Source organism: Chryseobacterium sp. KMC2 (assembly GCF_016756935.1).
Lineage (GTDB): Bacteria > Bacteroidota > Bacteroidia > Flavobacteriales > Weeksellaceae > Chryseobacterium > Chryseobacterium rhizosphaerae.
The window spans coordinates 409,748-427,997 of sequence record NZ_JAESIT010000001.1; the positions used below are offsets into that span (position 1 = coordinate 409,748).

An 18,250-nucleotide genomic window follows, 5' to 3' on the forward strand; every position below is an offset into this window, starting at 1 on the left:
AAATAACCGTTTCTATTTTACAAATATTGAAATAATAACGAATTAAACAAACCAAACAGCAATTAAATCAAATTAAAATAAATCAAGTCAATAAATATAGGTATTCACAAAAAAATCTATTTAAAATATTTTAAGTGGGCTTACTAAGGTTTTAGAGACTGATATCAGTCCGTATTTTTTAGTTTAATGAACAAAATGTAGAGATTATCTCCTTAGATATGTTGTCAGCCCCCCTTTTCACAGATATCATCCTACAATTAATTTTTAAAGTAAAATAATTCAAAAACACAAATATCCGGGCTTAGCAATCTTCTTTTCATGAAAAAATAAACCAAAAATTAAATATGAATTAATTAATTAAATCAAACAAAATAATAAATAAAATTAAAAAAGCATGATAATAACCAATAAACAATCAAACAAAACAACTTATTGATAAATTTACATCACACAAATTTAAAACACTATCAATGTCATGAAAAAAATCTTTATTTCGATCAGCACTTTAGCTATTTCATTAATCAGTGCTCAAAAAAGTAATGAGACTCTAATGAGAGAGTTTGAAAAGCAAAGAACTGAGAAAAGCAAAAAATTTGATGCTTACATAGAAAAACTCAAAGACAACAAAGAGGATCCAAAAACAATAGACGAACTCAAAAAACAAAAAAACAGTTTGGCTGGTTTTATGCCTGGGGGAGCCCCCACCTTCTATAGAGTCAAAGACTTCATACAGTCAAAAAATTCAAATGCTGACTACCTTCAGAATGGGCAGATTACCGGTTTATCAAGTTCATTTAATGGAGAGAATATAAAGTATACAGTTTTTGACGGTGGACGTGTTTTAGGGACTCATCAATTATTTAATAATTTACCTAACCGGATTACTAACAAAGAGAATCCGGGGGTAGCATATGACTTCCACGCAACGGCTGTATCAGGGTTTATAGGAGCTAAACCTTATAATCTAACCAAAACTTTTCTCGACGAAGGTGGAAATGTTGTAGCAAACGCCATCAACCTTAACCTGGCCGGTATTGCAAAAAACTCAAGAATGGACTCTTATTCATACGAAGATTCTGTTCTTCCAGGAAATACAACGCCGAGTAGTTTAAATCAAAAAATATTAATAGCACAGCCCAAAATTTCAAATCATTCCTATGGTCAAGAGTATGGTTGGTTTATTAATCAAGACCCCTATAATCCCGGAAACCGAGTATTGTTCTGGGCGGGAGAGAAACCAAGCATCGGCAGCAGGACATTAGAAGGAACCTATTATACAGGAGACAGGGATCTTGATAAAATTGTTTATAGCAATCCTTCATTTACCATTGTTAAAGCAGCAGGTAATTCTTATGGCACAGGTTCAGTGCCCGGTGTTCCCAAATACTATGAACAAAACGGACTACCTGTCCTGTTTACTACGTCCGATCCAGTGCCTCAAAACAATTGTGCACAAGGATATGACTGCCTATCGGATGCTGCAGCAAAAAACATCATTGTAGTAGGTGCCAATGATTTAATCACCACCAATAATGAAAGATACACCGGTATCCCAGACGTTATTCATTCATATTACAGCAGTGCCGGCCCAAGGGATGACGGGGGTATCAAACCTGATATTACTGCTACAGGAACTGATGTTGTTTCAGCTAGTGTAAAAAATACAAACCAGGAGGATTACATATACGACAGTGGCACTTCTTATTCTGCACCAGTAGTAACAGGTATTATCGGACTTTGGATGCAAATCAATAAACAGCTGTTCAATGGGGCAGAACTTAATGCTTCCTCGACAAAAACATTAATGGTCCACTCTGCTCTTGAAGCAGGGAATATCGGACCAGACCCATATTTCGGATGGGGACTGATTAATGCTAGAAATGGGGCAGAACTGCTTGTAGGAAAATCTAACAATTCTGTTATTTTCAATAATGAAACACTAACAAGTGGAATAACTAATACCAGAACGGTAACCGCATCGGGTAGCGAACCCCTGAAAGTTACTATTTCATGGATAGACCCGGCATATACAAATTTTGATGACAGTGACAATGCTTCATGGACACCCCTGTATAACAACAGAGCTTCCAGATTGGTCAATGATTTGGATCTAAGAATTATTGACACCGAAAACAATACGGTATATATGCCATGGAAATTAGATGCTAACAGCCCAATGACCCCAGCTACAAAAGGAGATAACAAAGTAGACAATGTTGAGCAGGTAGTAATCAACACTCCACCTGCAGGAAGAAAATATAGAATTGAAATAAAAAATAAAGGAACACTAATCAATGATGTGGGCGCTAATGCTCCTCAAAACTTTTCCATTATTGTAACTGGGTACTCTTCCGTGTTAGGAACAAAAGAGACCAATGCATTAAACAGTATTGCTATAGCTCCAACTGTTACAAAAGATATTATTAATGTATTAAAAGCTCCTAAAAAATCAACTTTCACTATTTATGATTTGTCCGGCAAAAAATTACAAAGCGGCACCATCAACAGCGATCAAGAAACCGTTGATTTATCAGCTTATACAAAAGGTATTTATATCGTCGAAGTAAAAACCGATCAAGAGGTTATAACTAAAAAAGTAATTAAGGAATAATCAATCAGACCATAATTTTATTGCAAAATACTAACAGTTGTTAGTATTTTGTTTTTTTATGTATATTTGCTTCCTATGGAAAATACACTTCACGAAAAAGTTTCTCAGGATATATTACTTAAAGCGTATAATCATATGATGCTGGCTAAAGCAATGGCCGATATTTACGAAGAAAACAGAAATGTCTGTAAATATGTACACAGCACCTCAAGAGGTCATGAAGCCATTCAGCTAGCAACTGCCTATCAATTAAAAAAAGAAGACTGGATTTCCCCTTATTATAGAGATGAAAGTATTCTTTTGGGAATAGGTTTTGAACCATACCAGCTAATGCTTCAATTATTGGCTAAAGCTGAGGATCCTTTTTCAGGAGGCAGATCTTATTATTCTCACCCATCAAGCAGGGATGAGAACAAACCTAAGATCATCCATCAAAGTTCTGCTACCGGTATGCAGACCATTCCTACAACCGGTGTAGCCCAGGGAATAAAATATATTCAGGACTTTAATCTTCAGCATTTTGAAAATAATCCTGTGGTAGTTTGTAGCCTTGGTGATAATTCGGTAACAGAAGGTGAAGTAAGTGAAGCATTACAATTTGCAGCATTACATCAGCTTCCCATCATATTTCTGGTTCAGGATAACGAATGGGGAATTTCTGTTACAAAGGAGGAAGCAAGAACCTGTGACGCCTATGACTTTGTCGCAGGATTTACGGGATTAAGCAGAATGAGAGTGGACGGAACTGATTTCATAGAGAGTTTCGAAGCAATGAAAAAAGCCGTGGATTTTGTAAGAACAGAAAGAAAGCCATTGGTTGTTTGTGCAAAAACGGTACTGATTGGTCACCACACTTCCGGTGTAAGAAGAGAGTTTTACAGAAACGAAGAAGACTTAACAAAACATAGAGCTAAAGATCCGGGAGAAATCCTTAGAAAACAATTACTGGAAGCAGGTATTGATGAGGATCATTTAAAACAAATCACAAAAAAGGCCCGCCTTGAAGCTGAAGAGGCTTTTGAAAGAGCTAAAAATGCGGAAGATCCAAAACCGGAAACCGTAATGCAGCACATCTTCGCCCCTACTCCTATTACTGAAGAAGCGGGAACCCGTGAACCAGCTAACGGAGAAAAGATCGTAATGGTAGATGCTGCCATCCATGCTATACAGGAACTTATGTGGAAACACCCTGAAGCGTTGCTTTACGGACAGGATGTGGGAGAAAGAATTGGTGGAGTTTTCCGTGAAACGGTGACTTTAGGAAAAAAATTCGGTAGTAAAAGAGTTTTCAATACCGCTATCCAGGAAGCTTATATCATTGGATCTACAGCAGGAATGAGTGCTGTAGGATTAAAACCTATCGTAGAAGTTCAGTTTGCTGATTATATATATCCGGGGATCAACCAACTGATCACCGAAATTTCCAAATCAAGCTACCTAAGCGGAGGGAAATTCCCTGTCAGCAATATTATCCGTGTTCCTATTGGAGCATATGGAGGTGGTGGACCTTATCACAGTGGCAGTGTTGAAAGTATCCTGGCCAATATTAAAGGAATTAAAATAGCCTACCCAAGCAATGCCGCAGACTTCAAAGGACTGTTAAAAGCAGCCTATTATGATCCTAACCCTGTAATAATGCTGGAACACAAAGGATTATACTGGAGTAAAGTTCCGGGAACTGAAGATGCCAAAACAATAGAACCTGCTGAAGATTACATCCTACCGTTTGGAAAAGGAAAAGTAATTATTGAAGCAGATCAAAATGAAACTGAAAAAGGCAGAACTTTACTAGTTGTTACCTATGGAATGGGAGTTTACTGGGCTAAAGAAGCTGTTAAAAACTTCAACGGCAGAGTGGAAGTTATTGATTTAAGAACTTTAATCCCACTGGATGAAGAACTTGTTTTTGAAAGAGTAAAAGCTCACGGAAAATGTATTGTTCTGACAGAAGAACAGCTTAACAATTCCTTCGCAGAAGCTTTCGCGCACCGTATTTCGAAAAACTGTTTCAAATATCTCGATGCGCCGGTAGAAACGATGGGATCTTTGGATGTCCCTGCCGTTCCTATCAATCTGGTGTTGGAAAAGGAAATGCTACCCAATGCGGAGAAGCTCTCCAAAAAGATCGAAGAAATGCTGCAATATTAAGCTTATCTAAAATAACAGCCTCTAATTTTTTTTAGAGGTTTTTTTTATGTTTTTTTTCATTACTTTTAATAAAGATTATCCATCTAAATCCCAGACCATTGTAACCAGGAAAAACTAAAAAATCATTGCTGACAGACACTTTACAATAAAACTCTATTGCAGTTTGGTATTCATTTTGTCTGCACACCAAAAACACATTCTTCTTTATGATCACTACAAAATACGTTAATTATAAACAGGTTCTTAATCTATCCGGTGCCCACCTCATCTTAATTTCCATCTGGTGTACACTGATTGCAGTCCTGTTTTATTTCTTCAATTGGCAATGGATGACTATTCCCTGGGTTCCGGTTGCAGTCATTGGTACGGCAGAAGCTTTTTTAGTTGGATTTAAAAACAACCAGGCCTACGACAGACTTTGGGAAGCCAGAAAAATATGGGGTGGAATTGTGAATTCCAGCCGGTCGTTTGCTTCCATGGTACAGGCCTTTGATACTAAAAATGAAGAAATAGGGGTGTTTGATCTGGAAGACCGAAAAAAAAGAATTATTTACCGTCATATTGCATGGTTATATACTTTCCGGGAGCAGCTTTTAATCCCTACGGAATGGGAGCATATCAGTACTGAGAATAAACTCGGAAGAATCAATTTAAGAAGAAACAGGCTGATCAAGGCAGGATTTCCGGATTACGGGAGAGCTCCTATTTTCCTGCATAAATATCTTTCTGAAGAGGAATATGAGCTTAAGAGTGAATATAAAAACTTTGCGACCTATCTGATCTCTCAGCAAGCCAAGGATATCAATGAGCTAAAAAATATGAATGCTATCACAGACTTCAATCAGGTGCAACTACAAACCTGTTTGAATGAGTTCTATGGTTTCCAGGGACAGGCAGAAAGAATCAAGAAATTCCCCTCCCCAAGACAGTTTGCCAGCACCGCATTTGTTTTCAACATCCTGTTTATCATGCTACTCCCTCTTGGATTAGTGAATGAATTTGCCAAACTGGGAGACTGGGGCATCTGGACCTCCATTCCTTTCTGTATCACCATTGGCTGGATCTATATTATTATGGAACTGGTAGGAGACTATTCTGAAAACCCTTTTGCCGGGCTTATGTTTGATGTTCCTATGCTTTCCATATGCAGAACTATAGAAATAGACTTGCTTCAAATGACTGGTGAGACTGATCTTCCGGATCCTATAGCTTCTAAAAATGGAGTCCTGGTATAAATAATGGTTGATGATCACAAGATAAAACAGATAATCAATATACCGTCTTTTACAAAATAATAGCTGTGGTATTTTTTACTTCAGAAATCATAAACGAGCTGTGCGTACTTGCGATGTGCTGAAGCGTCGTAAGTTTCGTCAGCATAAAACTACGGTAGTCTTCTATATCTCTCACCCCTATCTTGAGAATATAGTCGTAATCACCACTTACATGAAAACATTCTGTAACTTCTTCAAGATTCATCACTTCTTTCTCAAACTGCAATACAAATTCCTTTTTGTGCTGCGTTAATTTTACATGACACAGAACAATAAAATTCCGGTGGATCTTATTCCTGTCCAGTAAAGCTACATATTTGGAAATAACACCTGCATTTTCCAGCTTTTTCACACGCTCATAAATAGCTGTTACAGATAACCCAAGCTTGCCAGACAGTTCTTTGGTAGTTTGTTTACAATCTTCCTGTAAAAACAGGAGCAGTTTTTTGTCAGTTTCATCAAGTTCCATAGATAAATTTTTGGTCAAAATTTAATATCTCCGAAGATACTAAATATATTTTCTAAATAAACAAACAATCGCAGTTTTATATTCTATAAATTCAAATTTATGTTGTAATAATTATGAAAATGATGCAATTTGGTTCCATAAAATAAAGACAACGCTTATGGAAAATTTCAATGCAGCCAATGAAATACAGGATCTCCAGTATTTTGGTGAATTCGGGGGAGTGAATCCTTCTATTTCAGACAGCTCTACTTATACTTTCCTTTCCGCAAAAACAATGTTTGATACTTTTGAAGGAAGTGCGGAAGGATGTTATCTGTATTCAAGACACTCCTCTCCAATGAATCTTTATCTGGCTCAGGCACTTGCCAAATTGGAAAATACAGAATCTGCCAATGTAACAGCTTCCGGAATGGGTGCTATTACTTCCGTTCTGATGCAGGTATGCAAAGGTGGGGATCATATTATTTCCAGCAGAACAATTTATGGTGGAACCTATGCGTTTCTTAAAAACTTTCTGCCACCTTACCATATTGAAACATCCTTTGTAGATATCGGAAATTTCGAATCTATAGAAAATGCCATACGTCCTAATACTAAAGTCATTTACTGTGAAAGTGTAAGCAACCCGCTTCTTGAAGTGGCAGACCTTAGAAAGCTTTCGGAAATCTGTAAAAAACATAATTTAAAACTGATTGTCGACAATACTTTTTCACCTCTTTCCATTTCTCCAACATCACTTGGTGCGGATATCGTGATCCATAGTTTAACGAAGTTCATTAATGGAAGCAGTGATACTGTAGGTGGTGTCTATTGTGGAACTCAGGAATTCATTAACGATACAAAAAATGTAAACTCAGGGGCCTGCATGCTTCTTGGTCCTACTATGGACAGTTTCAGATCTGCCAGCATCTTAAAAAACCTGAGAACCCTGCACATCAGAATGAAACAGCACAGCTACAATGCAATGTATCTTGCCGAAAGATTTGAAAAAGACGGATTGAAAATATCTTATCCGGGGTTGGAGTCTCATAAAAACCATGAATTAATGAAAAGTATGATTCATGAAGAATACGGATATGGAGGACTATTGACGCTGGATGCCGGAACTACGGAAAAAGCCAATGAGCTGATGGAAATGATGCAGACAGAAAATCTGGGCTATCTGGCTGTAAGTTTAGGGTTTTATAAAACCTTATTCTCATGTTCCGGAAAATCTACTTCTTCTGAAATTCCGGAAGAAGAGCGTGCTTCCATAGGAATTTCTGATGGCCTGATCAGATTCTCCATCGGTTTGGACCACGACATAAAACGAACATACCAAAAAATGAAAGAATGCATGCTTAAAGTAGGTGTTCTTACCCATGAAAACATTCCTATACTCTAAATTTATTGTTATAAAAGCTGCCGGTTTTGGCAGCTTTTATTTTTTATGGTAATGATGAGGAAAAGCATCCTCCGGTTTCATCTTAAAAATATTCAGTAAAACCCAGGATTTCAGGAAGCCGTAGCCGTAAGAAAACATCTGGATATAAGTGGAAATAACTGCCATACCGGCAATACTTATATTTTTAGTAAGAACTAAGGCATGGAAAAGTACCAAAAAGGTATACAGCCCATAAAAAGCAAGGATAATCCCTCTTCCCAGCACAAAATATTCCAGAAACCCCATTATATATCCCAGCATAAATAACGTGGGAAAAGCAAAAGAGATCTTCACATAATCAGGATGTCTTTGATTAAGAATAGGCCTTGCACAACCGAATTGATAGACCTGTTTGGAAAATTTTCCAAAATCCACTCTTCGTTTGTGATACACCGCAATATCATCAAAAAAGGCTGTAGTAAAACCATTTTCCCAAAGTGTCATTGACAAATCGGGATCCTCTCCTATTCTCATTTCTGAAAAACCACCTACTTTTTCAAAAACCGCCTTTTTTACACCCATATTAAAACTTCTGGGCTGAAATTTTGAAACCGCTTTTTTACTCCCCCTGATTCCTCCTGTTGTAAAAACAGAAGTCATAGAATATGAAATAGCTTTCTGCATCAGATTAAAACCTTTATGCGCTTTATCTGCCCCACCAAATGCATCACAAGGAATACTAACGATATCTTTTTTAATATGCTCAATGTAATCCTTCTCAACGATTACGTCACTGTCTACAAAAACCAACCATTCATTGGCGGCTCTTGCTGATCCGTAATTCCTTGTCAATCCCGGTCCTGAATTATCCTTTCTGAAATATTTAATATCCAGAACTTCGTCAAAATGATGTATCGTAGGTTTCAGGTCTATCACAGAGCCATCATCCACAATAATAATTTCAAACTCTTTATCCGTCTGTTGGGTAAGGGAGGTCAGCAACTCAAAAAGCTCGTCTTTTCGGTTGTAAATAGCAACAATAATGGAAATACTAGGTTTCAAATTGAAAATTTTTCAAAATTAACCATTCATGAAGGAATTCACAAACAGTTTAACAGGTATTCACCGAAATTAACACCATCATGCTTTTAGACAGCATTTTAATCACGGGCTCCTGAGACAGTAATTCCCTTCGTTTGTTGATTTTAATATATTAAATTGACATTTTAAATAAATGAGAACCTATACTATTGATGGAAATATAAAAGATCCTTTCAAAAAAAAGAACAAATTTCAATTTGAAATCTGTTCTTTAAATAGAAACTATAATTTTACTAATTTCCATTTTTGGGCATTGCCGGTATTGGCTGCCCAAATCTGGATTTTTGTTCCATTGGCTGCAGAGCCATTATTAACATCAAGATTAGCACCTGGTGCATGAGCGGGAGACAGACTATAATAATCATTTCCCAGCGATGTTATTTTCCATTTTTGAGCATTCGTTCCATTATCTGTATATATCTGTACCTGAGTTCCATTGGCTGTACCTGAATTGGATACATCTAAAGATTTTGTAGGAGCATTAAGCGGCTGTAGCTTGTAGTATCCTCCACCCACATCAGTAATTTTCCATTTTTGGGCGGTATTACCATTAGAAGCCCAAAGCTGAACTTTTGTTCCGTCTGTTGTCCCTGCATTCAAAACATCCAATACACTAGTACCATTCGTTGCAGAAACCAACTGATAGGTGGCTCCGGAAGTAATTCCGCCTATTGGCGTTGTTCCGTCTCCATACACCGTATTTTGTCCATACAGCACATTGGTAGCACCCGAGAAATAGGAAGCTATATTGGTAGCACCCAAATCATAATACAGAAAAACACCATACCCATCATTTTTAGTTCTCTGTGCAAAGTTTGTAGCGGTAGAACTACTTGTAAAAGAAGAAGTTCCCGGATTTACATTCACTGCAGCAGCACCTTTATGAGCATTATCCAAACCCGGTATATTAGGAGCAGAATACGTACTGTAATAAGGATTCCAGGCATAATCTACTTTCGATCCAACCGTTACTCCATTATAAGAAAGATTGCTCGCGGAAGGACCAATATTGTAAAAAGAAATAATCTTTGTAGGAAGTAGGTCCCTAAGGGCAGTCACCAGATAAACAAATGAAGACTGATTAGGCTGAGCAGTTCCATTAGCCCCATAATTGGCGTATTCATCATCAAAGTCAATACCATCCAAGCCATAAGTATTCACAGCATCAGCTAATTCCTGAGCAAAAGCCTGGGCTGCAGCCTGAGTCGGAAAATTGGCAAATCCAGCTCCCTGGTGGTTGCCTAGAATTGATAACATGACTTTAATTCCTTTATCCTGCAGAGGTTTTATATAGGTATTTTTATTAGTAAGTACATTGGTAACCTGATCATTAAAATGCAAATAGGCCTTCTGGGTAGAAGTATTATAGTTGATGTTGGCAGCAAAAATAATGGCCACATCAAAAAGCTGCCTTCCATCCGCCAGTTTATATTTACCTACTTCCCGGATATCATTATTATTCACCTCAACATACATAACAGAAAGAGGATTCTTTCCAAAAGCAGCAACTTTGGAATTCAAATCTCCCCTGGCTGATAAAGATTGACCTTTTGAAGTTGTTGAATCTTCCAAACGATCAGAATTACATGAAACAATACAGAACATGCTCATCAATAAAATACATAGAGATACTAAACTAATTTTTTTCATAATACAATTGTTTATTTCAAATGTAAAATAAGACCCAGTAAATCATTAATGATAAATTATCAAAATCATACACTATTTTATCAAAAAGAAATAAATAAAATAAACAATAGTAAATAAAAATACAAAACAAACAACAGATTCTTATTTTTTCAAAAAATAAGATGATATTAAAAAAACAAACCGGAATTAAAATATAAACATATGACTAAAGCTGTTGAAAGAAAAAGTAAACAGCAGCAGAAAAAAAACATAGAAAATAAGCTTCTGAAATAAAACAATCCAAGAATATAGAGTGCAAAACAACAGACTGATGAAATCAAAAATCCAATTAAAATAGTAATAACCCATACATGTAAAGAATATTGAACGGGTCTCGGGTTTTTAATAACAAAGAAGAATAATACGAAGCCTATGCAAGCAAGGCCAATACTTATCCACTCTAGTTTGTATTTGGATCTTCACTTTTTTGGAGGTTGATGACCCTTCTCATTGGAAGTCGACGAACCTCCCAACAACTCCAGCGCATCAAAAACAACACCTATTATATCAAAAATATTCCAGGACATAGATTAACTTAAAGGTTAAACAAAATTTTGAATATCTAAAAGCAAAAACCCTTCCATAACAGGAAGGGTCTATAAAATATTTATTGATTTTCGAGTTTGTGGATCTTTTTAGTTCCTTCATACATCTCATATTGTAAAAATCTGGTTTCCAGTTTTCCATTGAAAAGTTTAATCTTTCTGGAAGGACGCAGCCCTATTTTTTTAACAGCTTCCAAATCGGATGAAATTAACCAAGCTAATGTATTCGGATAGTTTGTTTTAAAGGTATCCCCTATTTTTTTGTAGAAATCATCGTCATTGATAGAGATTCTTTCATCATAAGGAGGGTTAAATACCATCAGTAATGGGAAAAGTTCTTTCTTGGAATCAAAAAAGTTCTGTTTTTTGATCTCAATCACATCTTCCATTTCCGCCGCATCAATATTTGCTTTGGCAGCATTCAGCATTTTGCCATCAATATCATATCCTACAATCTTTCCATCGAACTGTTTCACTCTATTAATTCTGAACTCTTTGATTTTCGAAAACAGATCAGCATCATAATTTTTCCAGTTTTGGAAAGCAAATCCTCTTCTGAAGATCTGTGCAGGAAGGTCCAGTGCAATCATAGCAGCCTCAATCAGTAATGTTCCCGAACCACACATAGGATCCAGGAAGTTACCTTTCCCATTCCAGCCGGCAAGCTGAAGCATCCCGCTGGCAAGGACTTCATTAATAGGCGCTTCTCCCTGCTCTCTTCTGTATCCTCTCTTAAATAAAGGATCTCCTGAAGAATCCAGTGAAATCATCACCAATTCTCTGTCGATATGAAGATGGAATTTAATATCCGGATTTCTTGTTTCTACATTAGGACGTCTCTTGAATTTATCCTGAAAATAATCTACAATAGCATCCTTCATTTTTAATGTCACAAACTGTGAATGCTTAAATGTTTCAGAATTCACTGTTGAATCAATAGCAAAAGACTGGTCAACACTCAAAAAGTCTTCCCATGGAAATTTAAAAAGCCTGTCATAAAACTGATGCTGGTTAAAAGCCTTAAACTCATGAATCGGCACTAAGATTTTTAATGCTGTTCTTGCTGAGTAATTAACTTTATAAAGAAAACCAAGATCTCCTTCACAATTTACCGCTCTGTTTTTAATTTCGACATTTCTTCCCCCTAATTTCTTGATTTCTTCCGCCAGAATCTGCTCAAGTCCGAAGAATGTTTTTATCTGAATTTTTATATTTTCTGTGTCCATAAGTAAAAATTAAAAGTATAAAGGTTTAATAATTAAAAGATTAGCTATCCAACGTATTGATCAATTGAATTTTTCAATCTTTTAATGTTGTAAAATACTTTGCTTTTAACCGCACAAATTTAGTTATTTTTGCATTATGGAATGGTTTGAATCTTGGTTTGATACCCCTTATTATCATTTGCTCTATAGCAACAGAGACTATACTGAAGCCGAAAACTTCATTACAAAGCTTACTGCGGACCTTCAGCTTCCGCCTAATTCAAAAATTATAGATCTTGCTTGCGGCAAGGGAAGACACTCCGTTTTCCTGAACAAACTGGGATATGATGTTTTAGGACTTGACCTGTCCAGACAGAGTATTGAATCTGATAAACAATTTGAGAACCAGACACTGGTTTTTGATGTTCACGACATGAGAAATCCTATTGATGCAGACCCTATGGATGCTGTTTTCAATTTATTTACAAGTTTTGGCTATTTTGATAATGAAAATGATGATAAAAAAGTTTTTCAGTCTGTATACAATGCTTTAAAACCGGGAGGTTATTTTGTACTGGATTATCTTAATGAAGAATATGTAAGAAAAAATATAGTTCCTGAGACCGTAATCACAAGGGGTAACATTGATTTTAAGATTCTGAAAAAAATAGAAGGCAGACATGTGATTAAAGATATTCGTTTTGAAGCAGATGATAAGCCTTTTCATTTCTTTGAAAAAGTAAAACTCCACACATTAGAAGCCATCAACACCTATGCTTCTGAATGTGGGTTTGAAAGAATAAAAATCTGGGGAGATTACCAGCTGAATGAATTTGATAGAGAAAGTTCCCCACGTTGTATCAATTTATTTAAGAAAAAATAATGACCACAGTACTTTTACTGATTTTAAGTGTAATTGCAGGAGTATTTCTGGGAAAACACTTTGGCAAAAAAGAAAAACTGGCTAAAAATCTCTTGATCTTAAGTGCCGGTTTTTTGATTACGATATGCCTGAATGAAGTCTTTCCACAGGTTTACACCTCATCAGAAAGCAAGAATCTTGGAATATTTGTGATTGCAGGTGTTCTTTTGCAGATGATTCTGGAAGCATTAACCAAAGGTTTTGAACACGGACATTTTCATCACCACAGCGAACACAATATACTTCCTGTTGCTTTAATGGTAGGGCTATTTATTCATGCCTTTATAGAGGGAATCCCTCTTGCCAATGAAGAACATGAATTGTCACCTTACCTACTCGGGATTGTATTTCACAATCTACCGATCTCTTTTATTCTGGGAGCATTTTTGTTCAACAGGCATGAAGAATCAAAAAGTAAATCATCATATCCTTCTTTACTGATTGTCGCTCTTTTTGCACTCGCTTCACCTATGGGAATGTTATTAGGAAATTATTTCAACCCAAATCTGCAGCCCTATTTTCTGGCTATCGTAGGAGGGATTTTCCTTCATATTTCCTCAGTGATTATTTTCGAGAGCAATAAAAACCACAATATAGACTGGGTAAAAATAGGACTGGTAGTCCTGGGAGTTTCACTGGCGCTTTTTATGCATATCTTCCACCAGCATCCACATTAATATATACTTTAAAAAAATAAAAAAGCTCCGAATATTCTTCGGAGCTTTTTATGTATATGTTCAGAAACTTAGAATTTCCATCCCAAAGTAAGGAAGAAATTATTTCTGGTATTTTTCACATTGGAAACTGCATAAGCATCGCTGCTTACAATATTCGATGGAGAGTAATAAGCAGAATCTACCTGATCTGAAAGCACTCCTCTCAAGAAAGGATTATTGTACTTTGATGTTATATTCTGGTAAGAAGCATCAATATAGAATGATTTGAAATCATATCCTATACCGAATGAAATAAGATTTCTGTCACTCAACATAAGATTACTGTATGACTGATTGTCCTGGGCAATACCGGCATCATTATAACTGCTGATAGCAATAGCATCCATAGGACTGGAAATATAAGAATAACCTCCTCTCAGTCTGAATTGCTGTACTCTGTATTCAGCCCCCAGTCTAAGCTCTGATAAGTTTTTGTAATTATCCTTAAAGAAATCGTTCAGTTCTCTTTCCGCTGATCCATACACTTTATAATCAGGCTTTGTAAGTCCTAGTGTATAATCTACGTTCAATGAAAAATTCTTATTGGCTACGAATGCAGCACTTACCGTTGCCTTAAGCGGTGTAGTAAGCTTTCTGTTCTCATACCCTATTCCATCTCCTGTATTGGCATCGTTATAATAATTATAATCTCTGTCAATAGTCCAGAAAGTAGGTGTTTCCAAAGCTGCTCCCACTCTGAAATTAGGACTTAGCTTCCCTATTACCCCTAATGAAGCAGAAAACCCTGAAGATCTTTCAAAATATGGAGTATTCTGCTTACTGAAATATTCTATAGATTTATTTTGAATAGATTGGAAAGCTGCTGCATCATATTGATCGATTGATGTACTCAAAAAGTTAAGGCCTGCTCCAACATAGAAGCTATGATTATAATTCGCTCCTACCCCAAAACTCATTTTTGATAAATGACCATATCGGTTATAAGCGTGTCCTGCAAATGCTGAACTTTTATCCGTATCAAAATCATAAATCATTTTATTATTCCCAGCCGATTCTACATAATTATCAAGAGACTGATTGGAATAGTTGATCCCTATGTTGATAAACTTCCATGCTGTTTCGGTCATCAATGGAAAAGCAATAACACCTCCCACATTTCCAAGATCAGTCTTGGTTTTGCTATAGTCTAAGGTAGAACCTGCCCAAGTACTGCTGTTTTTATTACCGGCAACAGATAAAGTTCCTGAAATCTCTCCGGAAATAGCAACTCCTAAACCTGCCGGGTTGGTAAGCAACGAGTTGGCATCACCTCCCAATGCTCCATTAGCACCTGCCATCCCATTAAACTTAGCCGATCCCACCATAGGAGAACTGGAATAAACATCTACAGTATTCCTTATCACGGAAACATCCTGTGCCTGCGCAAAGAAAGCCGCAGAAACACTCATTAATACTAAAGATTTTTTTAACATTATTTATTAATAGTTTATTTTAATTTGAAAATTATCTGAAGCCTCCGCTACCTCCGGATCTCATGCCGCCTCCGCCGCCAGATCCACCTCTGAAGCCACCGCCTCCGGAATTGAAACCACCACTTGATCTGAAGCCTCCGGAATCATTAGATCTGAAACCTCCGCTGTTATTATATCTTGGTTGTTGATTATATTCAGGTCTTGGTTGTGGAGAAGAATTACGGAATCCTCCAGAATTTCCTTGTCTGAATCCACCATTAGTATTAGAATCTCTGAAGCCTCCGGTATTTCCTTGTCTGAATCCTCCATTGGTATTAGAACCTCTGAAACCTCCGGTATTTCCCTGTCTGAAGCCTCCATTTGTATTGGAATCTCTGAAACCATTGTTACTGCCGTTTCTGAATCCTCCTGTGTTACTTGGTCTGTAAACATTATTGGTTACCCCCGGATTACCAACGAATCCTCTTCCATCAGCACCACTTCTTCTGTATGCCGGTCTGTTGTAGTAACCACCACCCCAGTAGCCTCCTCCATAGCCCCAATATGGATTACCATAGTATCCACCCCAGAATGGATCATAATATCCGCCCCAGTAAGGACTTCCCCAGCCAATAGAGCCTCCCCAGCCCCAGCCGAAAGATCCGCCCCAGCCCCAGGACAATCCCATATTCCATCCCCAGCCACGGTTCCAACCCCAATATGGGCTATAGCCACCGTACCAGCCCCAAGGAGATCCATATCCCCATGAGTTGTCATAATAATTGGTTTGAGAGCCTGCATACATTCCCCAATCGGAATCTGTTGCATTGGTATTCCAGCTTGGATTCGTACCGCTCCATTCGTTATATTTATTTTGTTGGTCTCTTGAATTCTCCTGTGCATTCTGAATCACGTTAGAATCCTGATAGTAGTCATAATATTCGCCTACTCTGTTTCCGCTACCATTAATGATCACTCCTTCCGGCAGCGTATCCTTGTTAGGGTCATAATAAACCCCGTCTGTCTCGCTATACCCTCCCATCTGAGCACCACAAGACATAAGCAATAATCCGCCTGAAACGGCTAAAATCCCTTTAGATTTAAGCAGGCCAAGCAAATTTTTATGTATATTTCTTTTCATGATAACGTAAAAATTTTTAAATTAAATTATATTTGCAATCTGTACCAAAAATGTACCAAAAGACTGGTAAATAAATCTATCAAAAATAGATTTTTATTTTTAGATAACAATAATGTACAAAAGTTAAAAAAATTTAAAAAAATAATGGCAAAATTAACCTCAAGAAGCGAAGATTACAGCAAATGGTATAATGAGTTGGTTGTAAAAGCTGATTTAGCTGAAAATTCAGGAGTGCGTGGATGTATGGTGATCAAACCATATGGCTATGCAATCTGGGAAAAAATGCGTGATGAAATGGATAAAAGATTCAAAGAAACAGGTCACGTTAATGCATATTTCCCGCTTTTTGTGCCCAAAAGCTTGTTTGAGGCAGAGGAAAAGAATGCGGAAGGTTTTGCAAAAGAATGTGCCGTAGTTACCCATTACAGATTAAAAACAGATCCAAATAATCCGCACAAACTGATTGTAGATCCTGATGCTAAGCTTGAAGAAGAGCTTATTGTACGTCCTACTTCTGAAGCGATTATCTGGAATACCTATAAAAACTGGATTCAATCTTACAGAGATTTACCGATATTGATTAACCAGTGGGCGAATGTTGTACGTTGGGAAATGAGAACCCGTTTATTCCTTAGAACTGCAGAGTTTTTATGGCAGGAAGGACATACGGCTCATGCTACCAAAGATGAAGCTGTAGAAGAAGCTGAAAAAATGAACGATGTATATGCAGACTTCGCAGAGAAATTCATGGCTATGCCGGTTGTAAGAGGTTTAAAAACACCATCTGAAAGATTTGCAGGAGCAGATGAAACCTATTGTATTGAAGCATTAATGCAGGATGGGAAAGCTCTTCAGGCAGGAACCTCTCACTTCCTGGGTCAGAATTTCGCAAAAGCATTTGATGTAAAATTCACCAACAAAGAAGGAAAAATAGAACATGCATGGGCTACTTCATGGGGAACTTCAACCCGTTTAATGGGAGCGTTGATCATGACTCACTCTGATGATTTCGGATTGGTATTGCCTCCAACTCTGGCCCCTATCCAGGTGGTTATTGTGCCTATTTTCAAAGGAGACGAACAGCTGAACCAGATTAGTGAAGTGGCTTTAGATATCCAGGCTAAACTAAAAGCCAAAGGTATTTCTGTGAAATTTGACAATGACACTCAGAATAAACCAGGCTGGAAATTTGCAGAATACGAATTGAAAGGTGTTCCTGTAAGAATAGCAATAGGACCAAAAGATCTTGAAAACAAGTCTGTAGAAATCGCAAGAAGAGACAATCTTACTAAGCAGTCACACTCTATTGAAGGGTTAGATTCTTATATCGAAGAATTATTAAAGACTATACAGGAAGATCTTTATACGAAAGCTTTAAACTTCAGAAAAGAAAATATCACTCAAGTAGATACTTATGAAGAGTTTAAAAAAGTTTTAGAAGAAAAAGGAGGTTTCATTTATGCACATTGGGACGGTACTGCAGAAGAAGAAGAGCAGATCAAGGACGAAACTAAAGCTACCATCAGATGTATTCCTTTGGATGATGATGTGGAAGAAGGGGTTTCTATGATCTCAGGAAAACCTTCTAAGAGACGTGTATTATTCGCAAAAGCTTATTAAAAATTTTAATAATTTCAAAAAAAATCATTAATTT

At 37.0% G+C, this 18,250-nt stretch carries 13 protein-coding genes; 7 read left to right on the plus strand and 6 right to left on the minus strand.

Annotated elements, in window-relative coordinates; translation table 11 throughout:
* Positions 1-475: 475 nt before the first annotated feature.
* The 3 genes from JML65_RS01750 to JML65_RS01760 all read left to right on the plus strand — a co-directional run bounded on the left by JML65_RS01750 (position 476) and on the right by JML65_RS01760 (position 5,994).
* A complete protein-coding gene (locus JML65_RS01750; protein ID WP_202269717.1) occupies positions 476-2,611 on the plus strand; it encodes a S8 family peptidase in 2,136 nt (711 codons plus the stop codon).
* Positions 2,612-2,686: 75 nt separating this feature from the next.
* Positions 2,687-4,759 (plus strand): thiamine pyrophosphate-dependent enzyme, encoded by a 2,073-nt coding sequence (locus JML65_RS01755; RefSeq protein WP_202269718.1) that lies wholly within the window; start codon positions 2,687-2,689, stop codon positions 4,757-4,759.
* A 206-nt stretch (positions 4,760-4,965) separates the two neighbouring features.
* Positions 4,966-5,994, plus strand: a complete 1,029-nt coding sequence (locus tag JML65_RS01760) for a bestrophin family protein (RefSeq protein ID WP_202269719.1) — start codon at positions 4,966-4,968, stop codon at positions 5,992-5,994.
* A gap of 49 nt (positions 5,995-6,043) precedes the next feature.
* Here the strand turns inward: JML65_RS01760 and JML65_RS01765 are convergent, their stop codons facing one another.
* Positions 6,044-6,502 (minus strand): Lrp/AsnC family transcriptional regulator, encoded by a 459-nt coding sequence (locus JML65_RS01765; protein WP_202269720.1) that lies wholly within the window; start codon positions 6,500-6,502, stop codon positions 6,044-6,046.
* A 157-nt stretch (positions 6,503-6,659) separates the two neighbouring features.
* On the opposite strand from JML65_RS01765, the gene JML65_RS01770 reads away from it, so the two are divergent.
* Positions 6,660-7,886, plus strand: a complete 1,227-nt coding sequence (locus tag JML65_RS01770; RefSeq protein WP_202269721.1) for an aminotransferase class I/II-fold pyridoxal phosphate-dependent enzyme — start codon at positions 6,660-6,662, stop codon at positions 7,884-7,886.
* Between the two features lie 36 nt (positions 7,887-7,922).
* On the opposite strand, the gene JML65_RS01775 is transcribed toward JML65_RS01770, so the two are convergent.
* The 3 genes from JML65_RS01775 to JML65_RS01785 all read right to left on the minus strand — a co-directional run bounded on the left by JML65_RS01775 (position 7,923) and on the right by JML65_RS01785 (position 12,426).
* Positions 7,923-8,927, minus strand: coding sequence for a glycosyltransferase (locus JML65_RS01775; RefSeq protein ID WP_202269722.1), 1,005 nt, complete (start codon positions 8,925-8,927; stop codon positions 7,923-7,925).
* A 261-nt stretch (positions 8,928-9,188) separates the two neighbouring features.
* Complete coding sequence (locus JML65_RS01780; RefSeq protein ID WP_202269723.1) at positions 9,189-10,616, minus strand: endo-beta-N-acetylglucosaminidase H; 1,428 nt, start codon at positions 10,614-10,616, stop codon at positions 9,189-9,191.
* 646 nt (positions 10,617-11,262) lie between these two features.
* On the minus strand, positions 11,263-12,426 hold the full coding sequence (locus JML65_RS01785) for a class I SAM-dependent RNA methyltransferase (RefSeq protein WP_047494230.1): 1,164 nt from the start codon (positions 12,424-12,426) through the stop codon (positions 11,263-11,265).
* 136 nt (positions 12,427-12,562) lie between these two features.
* Between JML65_RS01785 and JML65_RS01790 the strand changes: the two genes are divergently transcribed.
* On the plus strand, positions 12,563-13,288 hold the full coding sequence (locus JML65_RS01790; protein ID WP_202269724.1) for a class I SAM-dependent DNA methyltransferase: 726 nt from the start codon (positions 12,563-12,565) through the stop codon (positions 13,286-13,288).
* Positions 13,288-14,004: a ZIP family metal transporter gene (locus tag JML65_RS01795; protein ID WP_202269725.1), complete on the plus strand. Its 717-nt coding sequence runs from the start codon at positions 13,288-13,290 to the stop codon at positions 14,002-14,004. Before JML65_RS01790 ends, JML65_RS01795 begins: the two co-directional genes overlap by 1 nt.
* A gap of 68 nt (positions 14,005-14,072) precedes the next feature.
* Here JML65_RS01795 and JML65_RS01800 read toward each other — a convergent pair whose 3' ends face one another.
* Positions 14,073-15,476: an OmpP1/FadL family transporter gene (locus tag JML65_RS01800; RefSeq protein WP_202269726.1), complete on the minus strand. Its 1,404-nt coding sequence runs from the start codon at positions 15,474-15,476 to the stop codon at positions 14,073-14,075.
* A 31-nt stretch (positions 15,477-15,507) separates the two neighbouring features.
* The gene (locus JML65_RS01805) at positions 15,508-16,596 is read right to left on the minus strand and encodes a hypothetical protein (protein ID WP_047494243.1); all 1,089 of its coding nucleotides are present in this window, start codon (positions 16,594-16,596) and stop codon (positions 15,508-15,510) included.
* A 144-nt stretch (positions 16,597-16,740) separates the two neighbouring features.
* On the opposite strand from JML65_RS01805, the gene proS reads away from it, so the two are divergent.
* The gene (proS, locus tag JML65_RS01810; RefSeq protein WP_047494246.1) at positions 16,741-18,216 is read left to right on the plus strand and encodes a proline--tRNA ligase; all 1,476 of its coding nucleotides are present in this window, start codon (positions 16,741-16,743) and stop codon (positions 18,214-18,216) included.
* Positions 18,217-18,250 lie beyond the last annotated feature (34 nt).

Excerpts from the sequence above, each read along its gene's own strand:
- JML65_RS01790 (WP_202269724.1), top strand. The coding sequence starts at position 12,563 with ATGGAATGGTTTGAATCTTGGTTTGATACCCCTTATTATCATTTGCTC.
- JML65_RS01800 (WP_202269726.1), bottom strand. The coding sequence starts at position 15,476 with ATGTTAAAAAAATCTTTAGTATTAATGAGTGTTTCTGCGGCTTTCTTT.
- JML65_RS01755 (WP_202269718.1), top strand. The coding sequence starts at position 2,687 with ATGGAAAATACACTTCACGAAAAAGTTTCTCAGGATATATTACTTAAA.
- JML65_RS01780 (WP_202269723.1), bottom strand. The coding sequence starts at position 10,616 with ATGAAAAAAATTAGTTTAGTATCTCTATGTATTTTATTGATGAGCATG.
- JML65_RS01805 (WP_047494243.1), bottom strand. The coding sequence starts at position 16,596 with ATGAAAAGAAATATACATAAAAATTTGCTTGGCCTGCTTAAATCTAAA.
- JML65_RS01795 (WP_202269725.1), top strand. The coding sequence starts at position 13,288 with ATGACCACAGTACTTTTACTGATTTTAAGTGTAATTGCAGGAGTATTT.
- JML65_RS01750 (WP_202269717.1), top strand. The coding sequence starts at position 476 with ATGAAAAAAATCTTTATTTCGATCAGCACTTTAGCTATTTCATTAATC.
- JML65_RS01760 (WP_202269719.1), top strand. The coding sequence starts at position 4,966 with ATGATCACTACAAAATACGTTAATTATAAACAGGTTCTTAATCTATCC.
- JML65_RS01785 (WP_047494230.1), bottom strand. The coding sequence starts at position 12,426 with ATGGACACAGAAAATATAAAAATTCAGATAAAAACATTCTTCGGACTT.
- proS (WP_047494246.1), top strand. The coding sequence starts at position 16,741 with ATGGCAAAATTAACCTCAAGAAGCGAAGATTACAGCAAATGGTATAAT.
- JML65_RS01770 (WP_202269721.1), top strand. The coding sequence starts at position 6,660 with ATGGAAAATTTCAATGCAGCCAATGAAATACAGGATCTCCAGTATTTT.
- JML65_RS01765 (WP_202269720.1), bottom strand. The coding sequence starts at position 6,502 with ATGGAACTTGATGAAACTGACAAAAAACTGCTCCTGTTTTTACAGGAA.